25 protein-coding genes are annotated in these 22217 nt (G+C 51.5%); 20 read left to right on the top strand and 5 right to left on the bottom strand.

Annotated features, from left to right (window positions below):
- Window positions 1–218 precede the first annotated feature (218 nt).
- The 8 genes from metK to ruvX all read left to right on the top strand — a co-directional run bounded on the left by metK (window position 219) and on the right by ruvX (window position 7466).
- Window positions 219–1373, top strand: a complete 1155-nt coding sequence (gene metK / locus HV345_RS04325) for a methionine adenosyltransferase (RefSeq protein ID WP_003027071.1) — start codon at window positions 219–221, stop codon at window positions 1371–1373.
- 398 nt (window positions 1374–1771) lie between these two features.
- Entirely contained in the window at window positions 1772–3166 is a 1395-nt protein-coding gene (galP, locus tag HV345_RS04320; RefSeq protein ID WP_016154390.1) for a galactose/proton symporter, read from the top strand.
- 77 nt (window positions 3167–3243) lie between these two features.
- On the top strand, window positions 3244–3741 hold the full coding sequence (locus HV345_RS04315; RefSeq protein WP_103928579.1) for a SprT family zinc-dependent metalloprotease: 498 nt from the start codon (window positions 3244–3246) through the stop codon (window positions 3739–3741).
- 94 nt (window positions 3742–3835) lie between these two features.
- Window positions 3836–4543, top strand: coding sequence for a deoxyribonuclease I (gene endA / locus HV345_RS04310; protein WP_016154392.1), 708 nt, complete (start codon window positions 3836–3838; stop codon window positions 4541–4543).
- Window positions 4544–4618: 75 nt separating this feature from the next.
- Complete coding sequence (gene rsmE, locus HV345_RS04305; protein WP_016154393.1) at window positions 4619–5350, top strand: 16S rRNA (uracil(1498)-N(3))-methyltransferase; 732 nt, start codon at window positions 4619–4621, stop codon at window positions 5348–5350.
- Between the two features lie 12 nt (window positions 5351–5362).
- The gene (gene gshB, locus HV345_RS04300) at window positions 5363–6310 is read left to right on the top strand and encodes a glutathione synthase (protein ID WP_016154394.1); all 948 of its coding nucleotides are present in this window, start codon (window positions 5363–5365) and stop codon (window positions 6308–6310) included.
- Between the two features lie 176 nt (window positions 6311–6486).
- Entirely contained in the window at window positions 6487–7050 is a 564-nt protein-coding gene (locus HV345_RS04295; RefSeq protein ID WP_016154395.1) for a YqgE/AlgH family protein, read from the top strand.
- Window positions 7050–7466 (top strand): Holliday junction resolvase RuvX, encoded by a 417-nt coding sequence (ruvX, locus tag HV345_RS04290; RefSeq protein ID WP_075847430.1) that lies wholly within the window; start codon window positions 7050–7052, stop codon window positions 7464–7466. Before HV345_RS04295 ends, ruvX begins: the two co-directional genes overlap by 1 nt.
- Here ruvX and HV345_RS04285 read toward each other — a convergent pair.
- Entirely contained in the window at window positions 7463–8443 is a 981-nt protein-coding gene (locus HV345_RS04285) for a type IV pilus twitching motility protein PilT (RefSeq protein WP_181636295.1), read from the bottom strand. The two genes, ruvX and HV345_RS04285, sit on opposite strands and share 4 nt — an antisense overlap.
- Before the next feature lie 17 nt (window positions 8444–8460).
- On the opposite strand from HV345_RS04285, the gene HV345_RS04280 reads away from it, so the two are divergent.
- The 8 genes from HV345_RS04280 to HV345_RS04245 all read left to right on the top strand — a co-directional run bounded on the left by HV345_RS04280 (window position 8461) and on the right by HV345_RS04245 (window position 14916).
- The gene (locus HV345_RS04280; RefSeq protein WP_016154400.1) at window positions 8461–9165 is read left to right on the top strand and encodes a YggS family pyridoxal phosphate-dependent enzyme; all 705 of its coding nucleotides are present in this window, start codon (window positions 8461–8463) and stop codon (window positions 9163–9165) included.
- A gap of 18 nt (window positions 9166–9183) precedes the next feature.
- Window positions 9184–9750: a YggT family protein gene (locus tag HV345_RS04275; RefSeq protein WP_181636294.1), complete on the top strand. Its 567-nt coding sequence runs from the start codon at window positions 9184–9186 to the stop codon at window positions 9748–9750.
- The gene (yggU, locus tag HV345_RS04270; RefSeq protein ID WP_005123286.1) at window positions 9747–10037 is read left to right on the top strand and encodes a DUF167 family protein YggU; all 291 of its coding nucleotides are present in this window, start codon (window positions 9747–9749) and stop codon (window positions 10035–10037) included. The genes HV345_RS04275 and yggU overlap by 4 nt, the downstream gene beginning before the upstream one ends.
- A gap of 7 nt (window positions 10038–10044) precedes the next feature.
- Entirely contained in the window at window positions 10045–10638 is a 594-nt protein-coding gene (locus HV345_RS04265) for an XTP/dITP diphosphatase (RefSeq protein ID WP_016154402.1), read from the top strand.
- Window positions 10631–11767, top strand: a complete 1137-nt coding sequence (hemW, locus tag HV345_RS04260; protein ID WP_181636293.1) for a radical SAM family heme chaperone HemW — start codon at window positions 10631–10633, stop codon at window positions 11765–11767. The genes HV345_RS04265 and hemW overlap by 8 nt, the downstream gene beginning before the upstream one ends.
- Window positions 11768–12080: 313 nt before the next feature.
- A complete protein-coding gene (locus tag HV345_RS04255; RefSeq protein WP_181636292.1) occupies window positions 12081–13067 on the top strand; it encodes a TRAP transporter substrate-binding protein in 987 nt (328 codons plus the stop codon).
- A gap of 44 nt (window positions 13068–13111) precedes the next feature.
- On the top strand, window positions 13112–13615 hold the full coding sequence (locus HV345_RS04250; RefSeq protein WP_181636291.1) for a TRAP transporter small permease: 504 nt from the start codon (window positions 13112–13114) through the stop codon (window positions 13613–13615).
- Window positions 13615–14916: a TRAP transporter large permease gene (locus tag HV345_RS04245; RefSeq protein ID WP_016157446.1), complete on the top strand. Its 1302-nt coding sequence runs from the start codon at window positions 13615–13617 to the stop codon at window positions 14914–14916. The genes HV345_RS04250 and HV345_RS04245 overlap by 1 nt, the downstream gene beginning before the upstream one ends.
- A gap of 63 nt (window positions 14917–14979) precedes the next feature.
- On the opposite strand, the gene ansB is transcribed toward HV345_RS04245, so the two are convergent.
- The 4 genes from ansB to trmB all read right to left on the bottom strand — a co-directional run bounded on the left by ansB (window position 14980) and on the right by trmB (window position 18029).
- The gene (gene ansB / locus HV345_RS04240) at window positions 14980–16026 is read right to left on the bottom strand and encodes an L-asparaginase 2 (RefSeq protein WP_016154404.1); all 1047 of its coding nucleotides are present in this window, start codon (window positions 16024–16026) and stop codon (window positions 14980–14982) included.
- 188 nt (window positions 16027–16214) lie between these two features.
- Window positions 16215–16934 carry a DUF2884 domain-containing protein gene (locus HV345_RS04235; RefSeq protein WP_016157447.1) on the bottom strand — a complete coding sequence of 240 codons (720 nt, stop codon included), beginning with the start codon at window positions 16932–16934 and terminating at the stop codon, window positions 16215–16217.
- A gap of 49 nt (window positions 16935–16983) precedes the next feature.
- Window positions 16984–17310, bottom strand: coding sequence for a YggL family protein (locus tag HV345_RS04230; protein WP_016154406.1), 327 nt, complete (start codon window positions 17308–17310; stop codon window positions 16984–16986).
- Window positions 17310–18029 (bottom strand): tRNA (guanosine(46)-N7)-methyltransferase TrmB, encoded by a 720-nt coding sequence (gene trmB / locus HV345_RS04225; RefSeq protein WP_016154407.1) that lies wholly within the window; start codon window positions 18027–18029, stop codon window positions 17310–17312. Before trmB ends, HV345_RS04230 begins: the two co-directional genes overlap by 1 nt.
- A 160-nt stretch (window positions 18030–18189) precedes the next feature.
- Between trmB and mutY the strand changes: the two genes are divergently transcribed.
- The 4 genes from mutY (at window position 18190) to HV345_RS04205 (ending at window position 22192) form a co-directional block, all read left to right on the top strand.
- Window positions 18190–19242, top strand: a complete 1053-nt coding sequence (mutY, locus tag HV345_RS04220; protein WP_049268553.1) for an A/G-specific adenine glycosylase — start codon at window positions 18190–18192, stop codon at window positions 19240–19242.
- Window positions 19243–19269: 27 nt separating this feature from the next.
- Window positions 19270–19545, top strand: coding sequence for an oxidative damage protection protein (locus HV345_RS04215; RefSeq protein WP_016154409.1), 276 nt, complete (start codon window positions 19270–19272; stop codon window positions 19543–19545).
- 94 nt (window positions 19546–19639) lie between these two features.
- A complete protein-coding gene (gene mltC, locus HV345_RS04210; RefSeq protein WP_016154410.1) occupies window positions 19640–20725 on the top strand; it encodes a membrane-bound lytic murein transglycosylase MltC in 1086 nt (361 codons plus the stop codon).
- Between the two features lie 210 nt (window positions 20726–20935).
- Window positions 20936–22192: a nucleoside permease gene (locus tag HV345_RS04205; protein ID WP_016157449.1), complete on the top strand. Its 1257-nt coding sequence runs from the start codon at window positions 20936–20938 to the stop codon at window positions 22190–22192.
- Window positions 22193–22217: the final 25 nt, after the last annotated feature.

Raw genomic sequence — 22217 nt, 5'->3', positions numbered from 1 at the left:
CAGTTACATTTTCAGTACAATGCGAGCTCAATCAAAAAAAGCTGGAAATCAGGCGCAGAACCGACTTAAAATAGCCGTCCAGATGTTAATCCATCTATACCGATTAACACTCAGACTGCCAGTGTCCGTCATCTGCAGACTCATGGTAGAATCTTCTACACATGGCTATTCCACTCGACAGTTTGAGCTAACTACATTCTCCTTAGGTGAAATTAAATATGGCAAAACACCTTTTTACGTCCGAGTCCGTATCAGAAGGGCATCCTGACAAAATCGCTGACCAAATCTCTGATGCCGTGCTGGATGCAATCCTGGAGCAGGATCCGAAAGCACGCGTTGCCTGCGAAACCTACGTCAAAACCGGCATGGTTTTAGTTGGCGGTGAGATCACCACCAGCGCATGGGTTGATATCGAAGAGATCACCCGTAACACGGTTCGCGAAATTGGCTATGTGCATTCCGACATGGGCTTTGATGCCAACTCTTGTGCGGTACTGAGCGCGATTGGTAAACAGTCTCCGGACATCAACCAGGGTGTTGACCGTGCGGATCCGCTGGAACAGGGCGCAGGCGACCAGGGTCTGATGTTTGGTTATGCAACCAACGAAACCGACGTGCTGATGCCAGCCCCGATTACCTATGCTCACCGTCTGGTGCAGCGTCAGGCTGAAGTGCGTAAAAACGGCACCTTATCCTGGCTGCGCCCGGATGCAAAAAGCCAGGTAACCTTCCAGTATGACGACGGTAAAATTGTCGGTATTGATGCGGTTGTTCTGTCGACTCAGCACTCTGAAGATATCGATCAGAAATCGCTGCAAGAAGCCGTTATGGAAGAGATCATCAAGCCGGTACTACCGACTGAATGGCTGACAGCTTCAACCAAGTTCTTCATCAACCCAACTGGTCGTTTCGTTATCGGCGGTCCAATGGGTGACTGCGGTCTGACGGGTCGTAAAATCATCGTTGATACCTACGGCGGCATGGCCCGTCACGGCGGCGGCGCATTTTCTGGTAAGGATCCGTCTAAAGTTGACCGTTCCGCAGCTTATGCAGCCCGCTACGTAGCGAAAAACATCGTTGCCGCTGGCCTGGCTGACCGTTGTGAGATTCAGGTTTCCTACGCAATCGGCGTGGCTGAACCGACCTCTATCATGGTGGAAACGTTCGGTACTGAAAAAGTGCCTTCAGAGCAGCTGACCCTGCTGGTGCGTGAGTTCTTCGACCTGCGCCCGTATGGCCTGATTCAGATGCTGGATCTGCTGCACCCGATTTACAAAGAAACCGCCGCTTACGGTCACTTTGGTCGCGAACATTTCCCATGGGAAAAAACCGACAAAGCCGCCCTGCTGCGTGAAGCTGCCGGTCTGAAGTAATACCCCTACGGCTCAACGCTTATGAAGACCAGCCTCGTGCTGGTCTTTTTTTATGTCATTTGCTCTCCCATCCCCCATCGCTATAACCACGCTAATTTCATTTGCTTCAATAACAAATGAAAGCGATTACATAGCACGATATTTCTATACACCTTGAATTCACATCTCTTCGTTACCAGCATTGCATCACTGTTACATCATATTTCAGCATTGTCTTAAAATCAGCCAATCAACTTTATTCTATAATAATAAATAATGTTAACTTTCAACTCATTAAACAATAATCCACATGAATGCCAGTGTAACCGATTACACTAATGTGATGTGATTCGCATTTTTTTACCCCGTACTCACCTACCCTTAACATCAACAAAACTAGCTACCCAACGGAGGGCATCATGCCTGACAATAAAAAAACGGGGCATTCCAACAAAGCCATGACATTTTTTGTCTGCTTCCTGGCAGCCCTGGCTGGATTACTTTTTGGCCTGGATATCGGTGTTATTGCCGGTGCTTTACCATTCATCACCGACGAGTTCCAAATTACCCCACACACTCAGGAATGGGTGGTGAGTTCCATGATGTTTGGTGCGGCAGTGGGCGCCGTCGGCAGCGGTTGGCTCTCCTTCAAGCTGGGACGTAAAAAAAGCCTGATGATCGGCGCAATCCTGTTTGTTGCCGGTTCGCTGTTCTCCGCCGCAGCGCCAAACGTTGAAGTGCTGCTGGTTTCCCGCGTGCTGCTCGGCCTGGCAGTCGGCGTTGCGTCTTATACCGCACCGTTGTACCTGTCCGAAATCGCCCCGGAAAAAATTCGCGGCAGCATGATTTCTATGTATCAGTTAATGATCACTATCGGTATTTTAGGTGCGTATCTTTCCGATACGGCGTTTAGCTACAGCGGCGCATGGCGCTGGATGCTGGGCGTGATCATCATCCCTGCCCTGTTACTGCTGGTTGGCGTCATCTTCCTGCCGGACAGCCCGCGTTGGTTTGCGGCTAAACGTCGTTTTGTCGATGCCGAACGCGTTCTGTTGCGTCTGCGTGACACCAGCGCTGAAGCCAAACGCGAGCTGGATGAAATTCGTGAAAGCCTGCAAGTGAAGCAGAGCGGCTGGGCGCTGTTTAAAGAAAACAGCAACTTCCGCCGCGCGGTTTTCCTTGGCGTCCTGCTACAGGTGATGCAGCAGTTCACCGGGATGAACGTCATTATGTATTACGCGCCAAAAATCTTTGAGCTGGCGGGTTACACCAACACCACCGAACAGATGTGGGGGACCGTTATTGTCGGTCTGACCAACGTGCTGGCAACCTTTATCGCCATTGGCCTGGTTGACCGCTGGGGCCGTAAACCTACGCTGATCCTCGGCTTTATCGTCATGGCCGTCGGTATGGGCGTGCTGGGTACAATGATGCACGTGGGTATTCACTCGCCAGCCGCACAATACTTCGCTGTGCTGATGCTGCTAATGTTTATCGTTGGCTTTGCGATGAGCGCCGGTCCGCTGATTTGGGTACTGTGCTCTGAAATCCAGCCGCTGAAAGGTCGCGATTTCGGCATCACCTGCTCTACCGCAACTAACTGGATTGCCAACATGATTGTCGGCGCAACCTTCCTGACGATGCTGAACTCGCTGGGCAGCGCCAACACCTTCTGGGTCTACGGTGGCCTGAACGTACTGTTCATCTTCCTGACCCTGTGGCTGATCCCTGAAACTAAAAACGTCTCTCTGGAACACATTGAACGTAACCTGATGAAAGGTCGTAAACTGCGCGAAATTGGCGCACACGACTAATCACGTTAGGCTTCCTCCCAAGCGGGAGGGAGCCTTCCTCTTGCAGTCCCTTCCCTGTCGCACTATCCTCTGGCGTTATGAAAACCTCCCGTCTCCCGATCGCCATCCAGCAAGCCGCTATGCGCAGCCTGCGGGAAAAACTCGCTCAGGCCAATCTCAAGCTCGAACGCCAATACCCGGAACCAAAGCTGGTTTACCAACAGCGCGGAACCGCCGCGGGTACCGCGTGGCTACAAACCTACGAAATTCGTCTTAATCCAGTTTTGCTGATGGAGAATGTTGACGCGTTCGTTAACGAAGTGGTGCCCCATGAACTGGCGCATCTACTGGTGTGGAAACACTTTGGCCGCGTACCGCCGCACGGGAAAGAGTGGAAATGGATGATGGAGAGCGTGCTGGGCGTACCGGCCCGGCGCACGCATCAGTTTGAGCTGCAATCCGTGCAGCGTAAGACCTTTACATACCGCTGTAAGTGTCAGGAGCACCAACTGACCGTCCGCCGACATAACCGCGTTGTACGCGGCGAAGCCACCTACCGCTGCGTTCACTGCGGTCAACCGCTGGTTGCAGAATAATCTTCAGAATTATCAGGAACTTTTCTGATCTAACTGATTGCATACAGGAATGACTTTCGCTACGTTGCGGGCTCGTTTTGACACGGAGTTCGTGATGTACCGTAATCTTTCTTTTGCTGCGGCCCTGTTAGCCGCTGCGTTTTCAGGCTCGGTTTTAGCCGAAGGCATCAACAGTTTTTCTCAGGCAAAAGCAGCAGGCGTTAAAGTTAACGCCGATGCGCCAGGCGATTTCTATTGCGGATGTAAAATTAACTGGCAAGGAAAAAAAGGGGTCGTTGACCTCGAATCCTGCGGCTATAAAGTGCGAAAAAATGAAAACCGCGCCAGTCGAATTGAATGGGAACACGTTGTCCCCGCCTGGCAATTTGGTCATCAGCGCCAGTGCTGGCAGGACGGAGGGCGTAAAAACTGCGCTAAAGATCCGGTCTATCGCAAAATGGAAAGCGATATGCATAACCTGCAGCCCGCGGTGGGTGAGGTCAATGGCGATCGCGCAAACTTTATGTACAGCCAGTGGAACGGTGGTGAAGGCCAATATGGACAATGCACCATGAAGGTTGACTTCAAAGAGAAAGTTGCCGAGCCGCCAGCCCGCGCCCGTGGCGCCATCGCGCGTACCTATTTTTACATGCGCGACCAATACAACCTGACGCTCTCCCGCCAGCAAACTCAGCTTTTTAATGCCTGGAATAAGCAGTATCCGGTCACCGATTGGGAGTGTGAGCGCGACGAACGCATTGCGAAGGTACAGGGGAACCATAACCCCTATGTGCAACGCGCTTGCCAGGCGCAAAAGAGCTAACCTACACTAGCAGCAATATTTTTTAACCATGCCCTGGCCTTTTGCAGCCCAGGGCCATGACGCGGATGTTTAACTATGCGCATTCCTCGCATTTATCACCCTGAGCCACTCACTTCCGGCAGCCAAATTTCACTGTGTGAAGACGCTGCCAACCATATCGGCCGCGTGCTGCGTATGGGGCCAGGCCAGGCGCTACAGCTGTTTGATGGCAGCAATCAGGTATTCGACGCCGAAATCACCCACGCCAGTAAGAAAAGCGTGGACGTGAAGGTGCTTAACGCTGAACTCGACGATCGAGAATCGCCGCTGCACATCCACCTGGGCCAGGTGATGTCGCGGGGTGAAAAAATGGAATTTACTATCCAAAAATCGATTGAACTGGGTGTAAGCCTCATTACGCCACTTTTTTCTGAGCGCTGCGGCGTTAAACTGGACAGCGAACGCCTGAACAAGAAGCTCCAGCAGTGGCAGAAGATCGCCATTGCCGCCTGCGAACAGTGCGGTCGTAATCGGGTGCCTGAAATTCGCCCGGCGATGGATCTGGAAGCGTGGTGCGCCGAACAGGATGAAGGTCTGAAACTGAACCTGCATCCCCGCGCCAGCGCCAGCATCAATACGCTGCCGCTCCCGGTGGAACGCATCCGCTTGCTGATTGGCCCCGAAGGTGGGCTGTCGGCAGATGAAATTGCCATGACCGCACGGTATCAGTTTACTGATATTCTGTTAGGACCTCGCGTTCTGCGTACTGAGACAACTGCGCTCACCGCCATCACCGCGCTACAGGTGCGTTTTGGCGATCTGGGCTAACGGAGAAGAACAATGATCAAGCTCGGCATCGTGATGGATCCCATCGCAAGCATCAACATCAAGAAAGATTCCAGCTTCGCTATGCTGCTGGAAGCGCAACGTCGCGGTTACGAAATTCATTATATGGAAATGGCCGATCTCTATCTGATCAACGGTGAAGCCCGCGCCCGTACGCGTACCCTGAGCGTAGAGCAGAACTACGACAAATGGTATGAGTTCAATAGCGAGCAGGATCTCCCGCTGGCAGATCTGGACGTCATTCTGATGCGTAAGGATCCGCCGTTTGATACCGAGTTCATCTACGCAACCTATATTCTGGAACGTGCAGAGGAGAAAGGGACGCTAATCGTCAACAAACCGCAGAGCCTGCGCGATTGTAACGAGAAGCTGTTCACCGCATGGTTTGCCGACCTGACGCCGGAAACACTGGTCACGCGTAACAAAGCGCAGCTGAAAGCCTTCTGGCAAAAACACAGCGACATCATTCTCAAACCGCTGGACGGCATGGGCGGCGCATCTATTTTCCGCGTCAAGGAAGGCGATCCGAACCTTGGCGTTATTGCCGAAACACTGACCGAGCACGGTACCCGTTATTGCATGGCGCAGAACTATCTGCCAGCAATTAAAGACGGCGATAAACGCGTGCTGGTGGTCGATGGCGAACCCGTTCCGTACTGCCTGGCGCGTATTCCACAAGGCGGCGAAACCCGTGGCAACCTGGCAGCCGGCGGTCGTGGCGAGCCGCGTCCATTAACCGACAGCGACTGGGAAATTGCACGTCGCATTGGGCCAACGCTGAAAGCAAAAGGTTTGATTTTTGTCGGTCTGGATATCATTGGCGACCGTCTGACGGAAATTAACGTCACCAGCCCAACCTGTATTCGTGAAATTGAAGCGGAGTTCCCGGTTTCGATTACCGGTATGCTGATGGACGCCATCGAGGCACGTTTGCAGAAATAAATAAGTTGCCGGATGGGGATGCCTTCGCGTCTTATCCGGCCTACATTCGCACCCCGTAGGCCGGATAAGGCGAAGCCGCCATCCGGCAAAGCTATCTTCAGAGGGTGACATCTTCGCGCTTTGCCCACATACTGGGCTCTGTTGCTTTTTTGAACCAGGAAACAGAACCTCTGACAATGAATTTACAGCATCACTTTCTAATTGCCATGCCTGCTCTCCAGGATCCGATTTTCCGCCGTTCCGTGGTGTATATCTGTGAACACAATGAGAACGGAGCAATGGGGATTATCGTCAATAAGCCTCTGGAAAACTTACAAATTGAAGGGATTCTGGAAAAGCTGAAGATTACTCCAGAAGCACGCGATCCTGCCATTCGTCTGGACAAACCGGTGATGCTCGGCGGCCCGCTGGCGGAAGACCGTGGATTTATTCTACACACCCCGCCGTCACGCTTTGCCTCCAGTATTCGCATTTCAGATAACACTATCATCACCACCTCCCGCGATGTACTTGAAACCCTTGGTACGCAGGAGCAGCCATCCGAAGTGCTGGTTGCGCTGGGCTATTCATCATGGGAAAAAGGTCAACTGGAACAAGAGCTACTGGATAACGCCTGGCTCACTGCTCCCGCAGACCTCAACATCTTATTTAAAACGCCGATTGCCGACCGCTGGCGCGATGCGGCGAAGCTTATCGGGATTGATATTCAGACCATGCCTGGCGTGGCGGGACACGCCTGATGAGCGAAACATTACTCTCTTTTGATTTTGGTACGAAAAGTATCGGCGTCGCGGTTGGTCAACGCATTACCGGTACAGCGAGACCCTTGCCCGCCATCAAAGCACAGGACGGCACGCCAGACTGGAGTTTGATTGAACGCCTGCTAAAAGAGTGGCAGCCGGACGAAATCATTGTCGGCCTGCCGCTCAATATGGATGGCACCGAACAACCCCTTACTGCGCGCGCGCGCAAATTCGCTAACCGCATTCACGGTCGCTTTGGCGTAACCGTAACGCTGCACGATGAACGTTTGAGCACCGTCGAAGCCCGCTCAGGCCTGTTTGAGCAAGGCGGATACCGGGCGTTAAATAAAGGCAAAGTAGATTCCGCTTCTGCCGTTATTATCCTTGAAAGCTATTTCGAGCAGGGCTACTAAAGTCGCCCCTGCGCCTGGCGCTGCTGCTGACTTTGTGCAAACGTCTGCATACCTGTCTGCTGCCCGGTTTGAATCACACCGGGTAGCTGATGCGTTTTCCCTTCACGGATCAAATTGCCCACGGCGGGAGTGTTGACGAGCAGTTCGAATAGCGCCACGCGTCCTCCCTGCTTATCTTCCTCCAACTTTTGCGAAAGTACCGCCCGCAGGCTGTCTGCCAGCTGGTTACGCACCGGATCTTTCTCCTGAGCGGGAAAGGTGTCCACCAGCCGCGCGATGGCCTGCGCCGCCCCTCGCGTATGTAAGGTTGCCAACACCAGATGCCCGGTCTCCGCTGCCGTTAAGGCCAAACGAATAGTTTCCACGTCGCGCAGCTCGCCCAGCAAAATGACGTCGGGATCTTCGCGTAACGCGCCGCGCAAACCGGCAGCAAAAGAAGCGCAGTGTACGCCTACCTCCCGCTGTTGAATAAGACAACGCTGGCTGGTGTAGCGATATTCAATCGGATCTTCCAGCGTCAGAATATGCCCCGCAATATGTTGATTAAGGTACTCCACCATCGCCGCCAGGGTGGTTGATTTACCGCTGCCGGTGGCTCCAGTGACCAGAACTAATCCATTTTCACCGTGCAGCAGTTCAGGTATGGCCTCGGGGGTCTGAAGATCGTCTAAACGAGGACATTCAAGCGGTAGCAATCTTAGCGCCAGCGAGGTTCCCTGTTGATGAGCAAATGCGCTGGCGCGTAGACGCCGGGAGTCCGCCAGCGTAAGGGCAAAATCAATCTGCCCCTGTTCCCGCCACTGTACCTGTTGTTGCTCACTGAGCCAGCACATCAGCAGATTCTCCACGTCAGGCGTAGTAAATGGTGCGGTTTCGACTTTTCCACCTATGCGCCAGCGCGCAGGCCATGCATTGCACAGGTGTAGATCCGACACGTTATGCTTTACACTAAGGGCCACTATTTCTTCCATATTCATATGAACATCCTCGGAAAATGAACGATATCGCGCATAACCTGGCACATGTCCGGGACAAAATCTCAGCCGCCGCGACGCGTTGCGGGCGGTCTTCAGAAGAAGTTATGTTGCTTGCAGTCAGCAAAACCAAACCTGCGAGCGCCATCGAAGAAGCCATGACCGCAGGGCAGCGTGCCTTCGGTGAAAACTATGTCCAGGAAGGGGTGGATAAGATCCGCTACTTTCAGGAAAAAGGCGTTAACGATCTGCAGTGGCACTTTATCGGCCCGCTGCAGTCGAACAAAAGTCGTCTGGTCGCTGAACATTTTGACTGGTGCCATACGATTGATCGTCTGCGTATCGCTGCCCGTCTGAGCGAACAGCGCCCGGCGGAACTGCCGCCGCTCAATGTGTTGATTCAGATTAATATCAGCGATGAGAACAGTAAGTCAGGTATTCCGCTTGCAGAGCTTGATGCACTGGCCGCTGAAGTCGCCGCGCTGCCACGCATTACCCTGCGTGGTCTGATGGCGATTCCGGCGCCAGAGTCAGATTATGTAAGGCAGTTTGAAGTTGCACAGCAAATGGCGGTAGCATTTGCCGGGTTGAAAACACGCTACCCAAGTATCGACACGCTCTCACTGGGGATGTCTGATGATATGGATGCCGCCATTGCGGCGGGTAGCACGATGGTGCGCATCGGCACTGCCATTTTTGGTGCTCGTGATTACACTAAAAAATAAGGAAAACTAAGGAACACCATGAATACGTTGACCTTCCTGTTCTCAACGGTAATTGAGCTGTATACCATGGCGCTGCTGCTGCGCGTGTGGATGCAATGGTCTCGCTGCGATTTCTACAACCCGTTCTCGCAGTTTATTGTGAAAATCACTCAGCCCATTATTGGGCCGTTACGCCGTATCATTCCGCCGATGGGGCCAATTGACAGCGCATCGGCATTAGTTGCGCTCGTTCTGAGCTTTATCAAGGCCATCGTGCTGTTTAAGGTGGTTACGTTCCAGCCGATCATCTGGATCGCCGCCGTGCTGATTGTCCTGAAGACTATCGGACTGCTGATTTTCTGGGTTCTGCTGGTGATGGCGATTATGAGCTGGGTCAGCCAGGGCCGCAGCCCTGTGGAGTACGTGCTGATTCAACTGGCAGATCCGCTGCTGCGTCCTATTCGTCGCTTACTTCCAGGCATGGGCGGGATCGATTTCTCGCCAATGATCCTGGTTCTGCTGCTGTATGTCATTAACATGGGCATCGCAGAAGTATTACAGGCGACAGGTAACATGCTGCTGCCGGGGCTGTGGATGGCGCTATGAGTGCCGTTACCCCCTGCGATGACGGTCTGGTTTTACGGCTCTACATTCAGCCTAAAGCCAGCCGTGACAGTATTGTAGGTTTACATGGCGACGAACTAAAAGTCGCCATTACCGCCCCACCGGTTGATGGGCAAGCCAATAGCCATCTGGTGAAGTTTCTCGGCAAACAGTTCCGCGTGGCAAAAAGCCAGGTCGTCATTGAGAAGGGCGAGCTTGGTCGTCACAAACAGGTTAAAATCATTCATCCGCAACAGATCCCGCCCGAAATTGCGGCGCTAACTGATTAGGTATCCCATGCAAAAAGTTGTCCTCGCGACCGGCAACGCCGGTAAAGTGCGTGAACTCGCCTCTCTTCTGAGTGATTTCGGTCTTGATGTTGTTGCTCAAACGGATCTGGGTGTTGATTCTGCAGAAGAGACCGGGCTGACGTTTATTGAGAACGCCATTCTGAAGGCTCGTCATGCCGCGCAAATTACCGGTTTACCCGCCATTGCTGATGACTCCGGTCTGGCGGTAAATGCCCTTGGCGGCGCGCCGGGCATCTATTCAGCCCGCTATTCCGGCGAAGATGCAACCGATCAGCAGAACCTGGAAAAACTGCTCCACACCCTGCAGGATGTTCCTGATGACAAGCGCCAGGCACAATTCCACTGCGTGCTGGTGTATATGCGCCATGCAGACGATCCAACACCTGTGGTTTGCCACGGACGCTGGCCGGGCGTTATTGCCCGTGAACCTGCCGGAAACGGTGGTTTTGGCTACGACCCAATCTTCTTTGTGCCCTCCGAAGGGAAAACCGCCGCCGAACTGACCCGCGAAGAAAAGAGCGCGATTTCTCACCGCGGACAAGCGCTGAAGCTGCTGCTGGATGCCCTGCGTAATGGTTAAGCTTCCGCCGTTAAGTCTTTACATACACATCCCGTGGTGCGTGCAGAAATGCCCGTACTGCGACTTCAACTCGCATGCGCTTAAAGGCGAAGTCCCTCATGACGACTATGTGCAGCATCTGCTGAGCGATCTGGATTCTGAGGTGGCCCACGCCCAGGGCCGCGAGGTAAAGACGATTTTTATCGGTGGTGGTACGCCGAGCCTGCTTTCTGGCCCGGCAATGCAAACGCTGCTCGACGGCGTGCGCGCACGGCTGAATCTCGCCGCAGATGCAGAAATCACGATGGAGGCGAATCCCGGTACGGTGGAAGCCGATCGCTTTGTGGATTATCAACGTGCTGGCGTAAACCGTATCTCCATTGGTGTACAGAGCTTTAGCTCCGCCAAACTCGAACGTCTGGGACGTATTCACGGACCGGAAGAAGCCAAACGTGCAGCGCACCTGGCGAGCGGTCTGGGACTACGCAGCTTTAACCTCGACCTGATGCACGGTTTACCGGATCAGACGCTGGAAGAGGCGCTGGGCGATTTACAGCAGGCCATCGCGCTCAACCCACCGCATCTTTCCTGGTATCAGTTGACCATCGAACCGAATACGCTGTTCGGGTCCCGACCACCGGCATTACCGGACGACGACGCGCTGTGGGATATTTTTGAGCAAGGCCACCAGTTGCTTACCGCCGCGGGGTATCAGCAGTACGAAACCTCTGCCTACGCCAGACCGGGTTATCAGTGTCAGCACAACCTAAATTACTGGCGTTTTGGCGACTACTTAGGCATTGGTTGCGGCGCGCACGGCAAAGTCACTTTCCCAGACGGTCGCATCCTGCGCACTACCAAAACGCGACATCCGCGCGGATACATGCAAGGACGTTATCTGGAAAGCCAGCGAGATGTCGCCGAGGCCGATAAGCCGTTTGAGTTCTTTATGAACCGTTTCCGGCTGCTGGAAGCCGCGCCTCGCGCGGAGTTCACGCAATATACCGGGCTTACCGAAGACGTTATTCGTCGACAGATCGATGAGGCCATTGCCCAGGGCTATCTGAGTGAATGCGATGAATACTGGCAGATTACCCAACACGGTAAGCTATTTTTGAATTCTCTGCTGGAGCTGTTTCTGGCGGAGTAATCTCTGTGCGCCTGTCGGCGCATTTTCTTCTACAAATTCCTCTAAATATTGTACTCGGAAAAACCGAGTACAATGCACGTCATTTATTGACAATAACCATATTAATTATTTTATTCATTTTAAATAGCCTCTTCACCAACATAAATATATTGAACACAGCGCACAAAATAAGATCAAACTGCTGCCATGCAAAAGGTATGTGATCTATATAGTGGATAGATGTCTGACAACTATATTAATTTATCATACAGAAAAAGGTGAACCATCATCAGATGTCAACCAATTACTGTACCTTAAAGCACGGAGCTTACTTATGAAAATCAAAACCTTTTCCCGCTCGCTAGTCTGTGCATCCTTGTTGGCGCTACTTAGCACTGGCGCAAATGCTGCTGAAAAAGTGACTCTCAAACTGGCACACAACCTTGAACGTAGCCATGTGGTTCACCAGGCTTTCGAAGAAATGGCCAAAGAGGTAAAACAACTCTCCGACGGTAAAATGATTGTACGTATATATCCCAGTAGCCAAATGGGTAATGCCCGAGAAACGATGGAGTTGTTACAAAATGGCGCGTTGGATATGACAAAAGGTTCTGCCAGTGATTTAGAGTCATTTGATAATATTTATGCCATTTATAATTTACCTTTCTTATTTAAAGATCAAAACCATTTCAATAACGTTGTATTTGGTGAGGTAGGTAAAGACATTATGGAATCCACAAAAGAAAAGGGATTCTTTGCGTTATCTGCTTACGTTGCCGGCACGCGTAGTTTTTATGCCAAAAAACCTATTACCAAACCAGAGGATCTGAAAGGTCTGAAAGTCCGCGTTCAACCCAGCCCCACAACCATTAAAATGGTTGAACTGATGGGCGGATCGCCGACCCCCATTTCCTTCGGTGAGGTTTATACCGCTATGCAACAAGGTGTAGTGGATGGCGCAGAGAATAACGTTCCATCGTGGGTGCAAACACGTCATATCGAAATAGCTAAAGTCTTCTCCGAAGATGAGCACGCCTCTATTCCAGATTTTCTCGTTATCTCAACCAAAACATGGAATAAGCTGACCCCGGAGCAACAACTGATCCTTCGTCAAGCGGCTAAAAATTCCGAGGCTTATCAACAAAAGTTGTGGGATAAAATCGATGCTGATACCCGCGCTCAAGCAAAAGCTATGGGTGGCGAGATTATCAAAGTTGATAAAGCCCCTTTCCGCGCCGCTGTTCAACCGCTGTTTGATGACTTCAAAAAAGACCCAAAACATGCAGCCCTGCTGGCGAAGTTTGAGGACGCAGAACAATAACCCTTTGGGCCATTGATTGGCCCTGTTTCACCAGGAAACTCACCATGATATTTAACCGCCTTAAGCTTGCGGTAGACCGCGTCATTGCCGCATTTTCGGTCATCGTAATGATTGCGCTGGTAGTGTGCGTAGTCTGGCAAGTTTTTAGCCGCTACGTGCTCAATCAGCCCAGCACCTTAACTGACGAACTGGCACGCTTCTTAATGATCTGGGTCGGATTATTAGGTGCAGCCTATACCGTAGGCGCCCAGCGCCACCTGTCTATCGATCTACTGTTCATGTCGATTAATAAACGTAAACAGGCGTTATTGTGCTTATTCATTAATCTGCTGATTTTTGGCTTTGCAGGTTCAGTCATCGTTACCGGCGGTATCAAGCTGATTAATAAAACGCTGGCAACGGTGCAAGTTTCCGCGGCCATGCAAATTCCAATGGGTTACGTGTATATCATCCTGCCGCTAAGCGGCGCAGTCATGATGTTCTATGCCCTGTGGTTTATTCACCAAAATATTCAGCAACTGAAACAATCTTCGCAGGGAGTAATTTGATGGAAGGCTATATCGCACTAACCCTGTTTGGCTGCTTCTTTGTCCTGGTGTTCATTGGCGTACCTATTTCGTTCTCCATCGGTATCGCCACTGTAGCCTCAATGCTGCTGATGTTTCCTTGGGATGTTGCCGTTATCACTGTCTCTCAACGTCTGGCAAACGGATTAGATAATTTTGCCCTATTGGCGATCCCGTTTTTCATTTTCGCAGGTACGCTGATGAACAGCGGTGGGATCGCCATCCGGCTAATTAACCTGGCGCAGGTGATGGTTGGGCGAGTTCCCGGCTCACTTGGTCATGTCAACGTGCTGGCAAACATGATGTTTGGTTCGATATCCGGCTCTGCCGTTGCCGCTGCTGCAGCCGTTGGCGGTACGCTTAATCCTATTCAGACAAAGCAAGGATACGACCCAACCTTCTCGACAGCCGTTAACGTTTCCTCCTGTATTACCGGGCTGTTAATTCCACCATCAAATGTGTTAATTGTGTTTTCTCTTACTGCTGGCGGTGTTTCAGTTGCTTCGTTGTTTATGGCGGGTTATTTACCAGGGATCCTGATGGGGCTTTCGATCATGGTGGTATGCGCCATTATCGCCAAACGCCGTGGTTATCCCCTGTCGGAAAGGCCAACCTGCGCACAGGCAGTAAAAGCACTTCTGGATGCGCTACCGAGTCTGTTACTGGTCATCATTGTGATGGGGGGTATTTTAGGTGGGATCTTTACCGCAACAGAAGCCTCAGCGATTGCGGTCGTCTACACCTTCATTCTCTCGGTGCTGATTTACCGGGAAGTAAAATGGCGCGATTTACCAAAGCTGATCCTGGAATCAGTCGTGATGACCTCTATCGTACTGTTACTGATCGGCTTCTCTGTCGGCATGTCCTGGGCGATGACCAATGCCGATATTCCCTACATGATCAGTGACACATTAATGGGTATTTCCGATAATCCACTGATTATCCTACTGTTAATCAATATTGTACTACTGGTTGTTGGGATCTTTATGGATATGACACCGGCAGTCCTGATCTTTACCCCCATTTTCTTGCCAATCGCTCAAGAGTTAGGTATGGATCCGGTACATTTCGGCATCATGATGGTCGCCAACCTGTGCATTGGTCTGCTGACACCGCCGGTAGGAAGTGCATTGTTTGTAGGCTGTTCGATTTCTGGCGTGAAGATCCAGCAATTGATCAAACCCCTGCTGCCGTTTTACGCCGCATTGCTGGTCGCACTCATGATGATCGTATACATTCCACAGATCTCTCTGTTTATTCCACAGATGCTGGGGTTGATGTAAATACGAAGAGTAACTACCTCTGGAGAATGCCCCAACGCTACGGGAGGGGCATTTTTTATGCCATTAATACTGATTAAACATTTCCTGGATCTGCTTAGGATCCTTGGTTTGGGTCAGAGCCAGTTGCAGCAGAACACGCGCTTTTTGCGGGTTCAGAGAGCCTGAAGCCACAAATCCGTATTTCGCATCATCAACTTCAGCATCCTGGGTGGTGGCGCCCGTTGGTACACGGGATGAACGCACCACAACGGTACCTTTATGCGCGGCAGTTGCCAGCGTATCGAAAATGGTTTTATACAGGTTACCGTTACCTACACCCGCACTGACGATCCCGGCGTAACCCGCGTCTACCAATGCTTTGGCTGGCAGATCGGAGGCGTTAGCGTAGTTGTAAACAATCCCAACTTTCGGCAGCTCAGTCAGCTTAGATACGTCGAACGGCGTGGATGTGGTGTGCTTACGCGCAGGCGTACGCTGGTAGTCGATTTTACCGTTATGGATATACCCCAGCGGACCATAGTTAACAGATTTGAAAGTAGCGACATCCGTGGTGTTAGTTTTGGTCACGTCGCGACCATCCATAACGGTGTCGTTCATCACCACCAGCACACCACGGTTGGCAGAGGCTTTGTCTGCGGCGGTTACCACGGCGTTATACAGGTTGAACGGGCCATCAGCGCTCATACCTGTAGACGGACGCATTGCGCCGACCAGCACCACCGGCTTGTTGCACTTGACGGTGAGATCGAGGAAATAGGCGGTTTCTTCCATGGTATCCGTACCATGTGTTACCACGAAGCCGTCAGTTTTATCACACTCGGTATTAATCTTTTTCGCCAGCGTTAGCCAGACTTCGTCATTCATATCCTGGGAGCCGATGTTTACCACCTGCTCGCCTTTCACAACGGCGATATCTTTCAACTGAGGTACGGCATCAACCAAATTTTCTACGCCGACTTTGCCTGCCGTGTAGTTAGATTTTGTTGCGGAGTCACCACCGCCGGCAATCGTCCCGCCGGTAGCTAAAATAGTGATGTTTGGCAGTGCAAGCGCCGCGCCGCTGAAACCCATAACCAGTGCGGCAAGTGCCGTTCTCTTGAAAAACTCCATGTTATTTCTCCAGTTACTTGAATTTGCAGCATTATGTCTATCTTACAGATGAATAATGTGACGCCATCCAATTAACCAGATTTATATCTCCATCAAATTGTTATTCTTAGAGATGGATATCAAAAAAACAGAAAAGTACAAAATAAAACGGCACAGAATGTTTCTGTGCCGTTAAAAAGAGGTGAAGATTATTTCAGAGTGCTAACCAGCGTTTTACGATCGTTTTCCAGCGTCACGACGCGGGCACAAACATCTTTGCCAAACTGCTGGAAGTCTTGTTCCTGATTCTTCCATTCGTTCTGAATTGAGGTTTGCAAACCTCCGAGGCTTCCGAGCACGCCCTGCAGCGGATTACCACCGCCTTTGAGCACGGCTTTCGCCCCCATCTCGTTGATGCTGTCCTGCAAAATACCGCCCATCGCCTGATTGACCAGCTGTTGTCCATCCGCGCGAACCTGATCAATCGCCTTATAATGGAAGGTCAGGCCGTCAGTGCGATGCTCAATAATGCGGTTCATCTGCTCTTTCAATTGCGCATCCAGCTTAGTTAAGCGGCCACGCATGTTGCTGCTTTCGCCGACCTCTTTGGCGATGATTTTATCCAGCGCCACGCGACCTTTCTCCACGCGCGCTCTGGCACCTTCATCAATCCACGGCAGACTGCTACGCAACGCCGCCTGATAATCTTTGGCCTGTTCACGCTGCGCGGCGTTCAGGTTGTACTGTTTACCGTTAAAGGTGACATCACCGGCCTGGGTTATGACCAGGTTGCCGTTCTCACCCTTCACCTGTACCGTTTGTGGACTCAAAATCACATCGTCACGCGGGGTGACGCTGCACTGATAATCAGCATGTGCGGCCATCGCCGTGAACGTTAGGACTGCCGCCAGCAGCGTTTTGCGCATCATATCTTTCCCTCAATACAAATTGGGCCGGCATTTGCCGACCCTTTGCTACTTAGTCCCACCAAATATCGAAAAGTTCGCTGGTGCGCACTTCTTCGAGTTTGTGTTCTTCCAGCCACTTACGCACGATAGCCTGATGTTCTTCGGTGCATTTGCCGATTTCCTGCAGACAGATCAGACCTTCCCAGGCCAGATAGCCGCTGCCGTCAAAGGCCAGCTTGTTCGGTTCGATAACTTCATTGATAAAATCATCAACGATTTGATCGACCTGCTCTCCAGATGTACCTTCCGGGAAACGCCATGCAACCGAAAATCCTACTTCCTGGAATTCGTCGATGTGCATTTTTTTACGCAGACGACGGCTACGGTTCTTTGCCATTATTTCACCCTCTCGAACATTAAGTCCCATACGCCGTGGCCAAGACGATGACCACGTTGTTCAAATTTGGTTACCGGGCGCGATTCCGGGCGCGGTACGTAATCGTTACTCTCTGACTGGTTTTTATACCCGTCAATCGAGGACATCACTTCAAGCATGTGCTCCGCATAAGCTTCCCAGTCGGTTGCCATGTGGAACACGCCGCCCAGCTTCAGCTTGCTTAAGATATGCTCAGCAAACGGTACCTGAACGATACGGCGTTTATTATGACGTGCTTTATGCCACGGGTCAGGGAAAAACAGCTGAACCATAGATAAAGAATTGTCAGGAATCATTTTATGCAGGACTTCGACGGCATCATGGCACATGACACGCAGGTTCTCGACGCCCTCTTCATGAGCTGAAGCCAGACACGCGCCAACGCCCGGTGAGTGAACCTCAATGCCGAGGAAATTTTGCTCCGGACGCGCTTTCGCCATCGCCACCAGCGAAGCCCCCATACCAAAACCAATTTCAAGCGTGACTGGCGCATCGCGACCAAACAGCGCAGCGAAATCCACAGGTTCTTCGCTGAACTCAACGCCCATCACCGGCCAGTAGTTTTCCAGCGCGTGTTCCTGCCCTTTCGTCAGTCGCCCCTGGCGACGAACAAAACTACGAATCCGGCGCAACGGGCGGCCGTTTTCATCAAATTCCGGTGAAATGACGTCGTTCTTCATAAAAGTTTAGTCTGCTGTGTTTGAGTTCTGAAAACGGGCATTATCCAAAGTTAGTTGCCGGATGCAAGTAAAGGAAGAAAGTGAGCAGCGGAAAGTTCCGGTTTACACCCCGTTGCCGCTGTGCTGCAATCTTGCCCCCGGCAATAATGAAACGGTAATCATGCAAGCGTCTCAATTCTCGGCTCAGGTTTTGAGCTGGTACGACAAATACGGGCGGAAAACGCTGCCCTGGCAAATTGATAAGACGCCTTACAAAGTATGGCTCTCTGAGGTGATGCTGCAACAAACTCAGGTTGCGACCGTTATCCCCTACTTTGAGCGCTTTATGGCGCGCTTCCCAACGGTAACGGATTTAGCCCATGCGCCGCTGGATGAAGTCCTGCATTTATGGACCGGGCTGGGCTATTACGCTCGAGCGCGTAATCTGCATAAAGCCGCGCAACAGGTTGTGACGCTGCACGGCGGATCATTCCCGCAAACCTTTGATGAAGTGGCCGCCCTGCCAGGCGTCGGACGTTCAACTGCAGGCGCGATCCTTTCGCTCTCCCTGGGTCAGCATTTTCCGATTCTTGACGGTAACGTCAAACGTGTGCTGGCTCGCTGTTATGCTGTAAGCGGCTGGCCGGGTAAAAAAGAGGTCGAAAAGAAACTGTGGGAGTTGAGCGAGCAGGTTACGCCAGCCCATGGGGTTGAGCGGTTTAATCAGGCGATGATGGATTTAGGCGCCATGGTCTGTACGCGCTCAAAACCCAAATGTTCCCTGTGTCCGTTGGAAAATGGCTGTGTGGCGAGCGCCAATGCAAGCTGGGCGCTGTACCCAGGTAAAAAGCCCAAACAGACATTACCAGAACGGACGGGCTATTTTTTACTGATGCAGCATGAAAACGAGGTGTTGCTCGCGCAGCGACCACCCAGCGGTTTATGGGGTGGCTTATACTGTTTTCCGCAGTTTGATGATGAGGATGGGCTACGCGACTGGCTGGCGCAACGGCAAATTAACGCAGATAATCTGACCCAACTTAATGCGTTTCGCCATACCTTTAGCCATTTCCACTTAGATATTGTGCCTATGTGGCTTCCCGTGTCCTCATTCACCTCATGCATGGATGAAGGCAACGCGCTCTGGTATAACTTAGCGCAACCGCCGTCAGTCGGACTGGCGGCCCCCGTGGAGCGTTTGTTACAGCAATTACGTGCCGGCACACAGGTTTAACGTACCGGTCGATAAAGAGGATTTTTTATGAGCAGAACGATTTTTTGCACTTTCCTGCAACGCGAAGCAGAAGGACAGGATTTTCAGCTGTACCCGGGCGATCTGGGAAAACGCATCTATAACGAGATTTCTAAAGAAGCATGGGCGCAATGGCAGCATAAACAAACCATGCTGATTAACGAGAAGAAACTCAATATGATGAACGTTGAACACCGTAAGTTACTGGAACAGGAGATGATTAACTTCCTGTTTGAAGGTAAGGATGTGCATATTGAAGGCTATACGCCTGAAGAAAAAAAATAAGCATCGCTTGCTGGCAATCTCGTAGGCCGGATAGGGTGCTTGCACCGCCATCCGGCAAAACGATACAACAACAAACACAACACGCACTCCCGGAATGATGAAAAAATTTCTCGCGCTTGCCGTTATCGCGCCGTTGCTCATCTCCTGTTCCAGTTCGACCAAAAAAGGCGACTCCTATAACGAAGCCTGGGTCAAGGATACCAACGGTTTTGATATTCTGATGGGGCAATTTGCCCATAACATTGAGAATCTGTGGGGATTTAAGGAAGTGCTGATTGCGGGTCCGAAGGACTACGTAAAGTATACCGATCAGTATCAAACCCGCAGCCATATCAATTTTGATGACGGTACGATAACCGTCGAGACCATTGCCGGGACAGATCCCGCCGGACATCTGCGTCTAGCGATTATCAAGACGTTGCTGATGGGCGATGATCCGGGTTCTATCGACCTCTATTCCGATGTCGACGACATTAAGATTTCCAAAGAGCCGTTCCTGTACGGGCAGGTAGTCGATAATACCGGCCAGCCTATTCGTTGGGAGGGACGTGCAACCAACTTTGCCAACTACCTGCTACAAACGCGACTGAAAAAGCGCAGCAATGGCTTGCGTATCATCTATAGCGTGACGATCAATCTGGTCCCGAACCACCTTGATAAGCGCGCGCATAAATACGTCGGCATGGTACGTCAGGCTTCACGTAAGTATGGCGTCGACGAGTCGCTGATTCTGGCCATCATGCAAACCGAATCCTCGTTTAACCCGTATGCGGTCAGCCATGCCGATGCGCTGGGACTCATGCAGGTGGTACAACACAGCGCCGGAAAAGATGTGTTCCGTTCGCAGGGGCGCTCAGGCACGCCAAGCCGTAGCTTCTTGTTTGACCCGGCCAGCAACATTGATACCGGTACTGCCTATCTGGCAATGCTGAATAATGTCTATTTGGGCGGCATTGATAATCCGACCTCGCGTCGCTATGCGGTGATCACTGCGTATAACGGCGGTGCGGGCAGCGTGCTGCGCGTGTTCTCGAACGATAAAATTCAGGCCGCAAACATCATTAACAGCATGTCCCCTGGGGACGTTTATCAAACGCTGACCACCCGACACCCATCTGCTGAATCACGCCGATATCTTTACAAGGTCAATTCCGCACAAAAATCATATCGTCGCCGCTAATGTATCCCTCTCTTGCCCCCTAAAACGGGGGCCTGAAGAGGGAAAAACGTTAACTCCATCACTCTTTTGCTTTGCAATCCGAAATTGTTTGCAAATATTTGTCACAGGTAACAAAAAAAGAGTGCCTCTCGTTGATAGAATCACATCATATAGCCACGGCAAATGTGCCTTTTAAAACATTCATCCGCATTACGGTGTGAGGAAATTAACATGAATCTTAAGCTGCAGCTGAAAGTTCTCTCGTTTCTGCAGTTCTGCTTATGGGGTAGTTGGCTCACTACCCTCGGCTCCTATATGTTTGTCACCCTTAAATTTGATGGTGCATCCATTGGCGCGGTGTACAGCTCGCTGGGGATCGCCGCCGTGTTTATGCCTACGCTGTTAGGGATCGTGGCTGACAAATGGATCAGTGCGAAATGGGTGTACACCATTTGTCATCTGGTCGGCGCAGCAACGCTGTTCGCCGCAGCCGAAGTCACCACGCCAGGCGCCATGTTCTTTGTGATCTTGCTTAACTCCCTGGCCTATATGCCAACGTTGGGGTTAATCAACACCATCTCTTACTATCGCCTGCAATCAGCCGGGATGGATATTGTTACAGACTTCCCGCCAATCCGTATCTGGGGCACCATCGGCTTTATTCTGGCGATGTGGGCGGTAAGCTTCTCCGGCTTTGAACTGAGCCATATGCAGCTGTATATCGGCGCGACGCTGTCCGTCGTATTGGCGCTGTTCACCCTGACGCTGCCGCATATCCCGGTCGCCAATCAGCAGAAAAACCAGAGCTGGTCTTCCATGCTGGGCCTGGATGCCTTCGCGCTGTTTAAAAACAAGCGGATGGCGATTTTCTTCATCTTCTCTATGATGCTGGGCGCAGAGCTGCAAATTACCAATATGTTCGGTAATACCTTCCTGCACAGCTTCGATAACAATCCGCTGTTCTCCGGCAGCTTCATCGTTGAACACGCGTCGGTGATGATGTCGATTTCGCAGATCTCCGAGACGCTGTTTATCCTGACCATCCCGTTCTTCTTAAGCCGTTACGGTATTAAGAACGTGATGCTTATCAGTATTGTGGCGTGGATGCTGCGCTTCGGCCTGTTTGCCTACGGCGATCCAACACCGTTTGGTACCGTGCTGCTGGTTCTGTCGATGATTGTTTACGGCTGTGCCTTCGACTTCTTCAATATCTCTGGCTCCGTGTTTGTAGAGAAAGAAGTTCGCCCTGAAATCCGCGCCAGCGCACAAGGCATGTTCCTGATGATGACCAACGGCTTCGGTTGTATTCTGGGCGGTCTGGTGAGCGGTAAAGTAGTTGAACACTATACGCTGAACGGTATTACCGATTGGCAGACCGTGTGGCTGATCTTCGCAGGTTACTCGCTGGTTCTGGCTTTTGCCTTCGTTGCGCTGTTTAAATACAAACACGTACGCGTTCCGGCAGGCGCCCAGACTATCGCGCACTAATCTTTATTGATTAAATAGGGTCACC

It is taken from the genome of Citrobacter sp. RHBSTW-00986 (genome assembly GCF_013783065.1).
Lineage (GTDB): Bacteria > Pseudomonadota > Gammaproteobacteria > Enterobacterales > Enterobacteriaceae > Citrobacter > Citrobacter braakii.
The sequence above is the reverse complement of the archived record's forward strand: the minus strand, read 5'-3'. Positions and strand labels throughout refer to the sequence as shown.

What these genes read in the sequence shown, in the direction of transcription:
- HV345_RS04275 (WP_181636294.1), top strand. Translation starts at nt 9,184, where the DNA reads ATGAATACGTTGACCTTCCTGTTCTCAACGGTAATTGAGCTGTATACC.
- mutY (WP_049268553.1), top strand. Translation starts at nt 18,190, where the DNA reads ATGCAAGCGTCTCAATTCTCGGCTCAGGTTTTGAGCTGGTACGACAAA.
- HV345_RS04295 (WP_016154395.1), top strand. Translation starts at nt 6,487, where the DNA reads ATGAATTTACAGCATCACTTTCTAATTGCCATGCCTGCTCTCCAGGAT.
- HV345_RS04215 (WP_016154409.1), top strand. Translation starts at nt 19,270, where the DNA reads ATGAGCAGAACGATTTTTTGCACTTTCCTGCAACGCGAAGCAGAAGGA.
- metK (WP_003027071.1), top strand. Translation starts at nt 219, where the DNA reads ATGGCAAAACACCTTTTTACGTCCGAGTCCGTATCAGAAGGGCATCCT.
- trmB (WP_016154407.1), bottom strand. Translation starts at nt 18,029, where the DNA reads ATGAAGAACGACGTCATTTCACCGGAATTTGATGAAAACGGCCGCCCG.
- HV345_RS04245 (WP_016157446.1), top strand. Translation starts at nt 13,615, where the DNA reads ATGGAAGGCTATATCGCACTAACCCTGTTTGGCTGCTTCTTTGTCCTG.
- HV345_RS04235 (WP_016157447.1), bottom strand. Translation starts at nt 16,934, where the DNA reads ATGATGCGCAAAACGCTGCTGGCGGCAGTCCTAACGTTCACGGCGATG.
- ansB (WP_016154404.1), bottom strand. Translation starts at nt 16,026, where the DNA reads ATGGAGTTTTTCAAGAGAACGGCACTTGCCGCACTGGTTATGGGTTTC.
- HV345_RS04315 (WP_103928579.1), top strand. Translation starts at nt 3,244, where the DNA reads ATGAAAACCTCCCGTCTCCCGATCGCCATCCAGCAAGCCGCTATGCGC.
- HV345_RS04265 (WP_016154402.1), top strand. Translation starts at nt 10,045, where the DNA reads ATGCAAAAAGTTGTCCTCGCGACCGGCAACGCCGGTAAAGTGCGTGAA.
- gshB (WP_016154394.1), top strand. Translation starts at nt 5,363, where the DNA reads ATGATCAAGCTCGGCATCGTGATGGATCCCATCGCAAGCATCAACATC.
- mltC (WP_016154410.1), top strand. Translation starts at nt 19,640, where the DNA reads ATGATGAAAAAATTTCTCGCGCTTGCCGTTATCGCGCCGTTGCTCATC.
- hemW (WP_181636293.1), top strand. Translation starts at nt 10,631, where the DNA reads ATGGTTAAGCTTCCGCCGTTAAGTCTTTACATACACATCCCGTGGTGC.
- HV345_RS04285 (WP_181636295.1), bottom strand. Translation starts at nt 8,443, where the DNA reads ATGAATATGGAAGAAATAGTGGCCCTTAGTGTAAAGCATAACGTGTCG.
- endA (WP_016154392.1), top strand. Translation starts at nt 3,836, where the DNA reads ATGTACCGTAATCTTTCTTTTGCTGCGGCCCTGTTAGCCGCTGCGTTT.
- galP (WP_016154390.1), top strand. Translation starts at nt 1,772, where the DNA reads ATGCCTGACAATAAAAAAACGGGGCATTCCAACAAAGCCATGACATTT.
- HV345_RS04250 (WP_181636291.1), top strand. Translation starts at nt 13,112, where the DNA reads ATGATATTTAACCGCCTTAAGCTTGCGGTAGACCGCGTCATTGCCGCA.
- ruvX (WP_075847430.1), top strand. Translation starts at nt 7,050, where the DNA reads ATGAGCGAAACATTACTCTCTTTTGATTTTGGTACGAAAAGTATCGGC.
- rsmE (WP_016154393.1), top strand. Translation starts at nt 4,619, where the DNA reads ATGCGCATTCCTCGCATTTATCACCCTGAGCCACTCACTTCCGGCAGC.
- HV345_RS04280 (WP_016154400.1), top strand. Translation starts at nt 8,461, where the DNA reads ATGAACGATATCGCGCATAACCTGGCACATGTCCGGGACAAAATCTCA.
- HV345_RS04205 (WP_016157449.1), top strand. Translation starts at nt 20,936, where the DNA reads ATGAATCTTAAGCTGCAGCTGAAAGTTCTCTCGTTTCTGCAGTTCTGC.
- yggU (WP_005123286.1), top strand. Translation starts at nt 9,747, where the DNA reads ATGAGTGCCGTTACCCCCTGCGATGACGGTCTGGTTTTACGGCTCTAC.
- HV345_RS04230 (WP_016154406.1), bottom strand. Translation starts at nt 17,310, where the DNA reads ATGGCAAAGAACCGTAGCCGTCGTCTGCGTAAAAAAATGCACATCGAC.
- HV345_RS04255 (WP_181636292.1), top strand. Translation starts at nt 12,081, where the DNA reads ATGAAAATCAAAACCTTTTCCCGCTCGCTAGTCTGTGCATCCTTGTTG.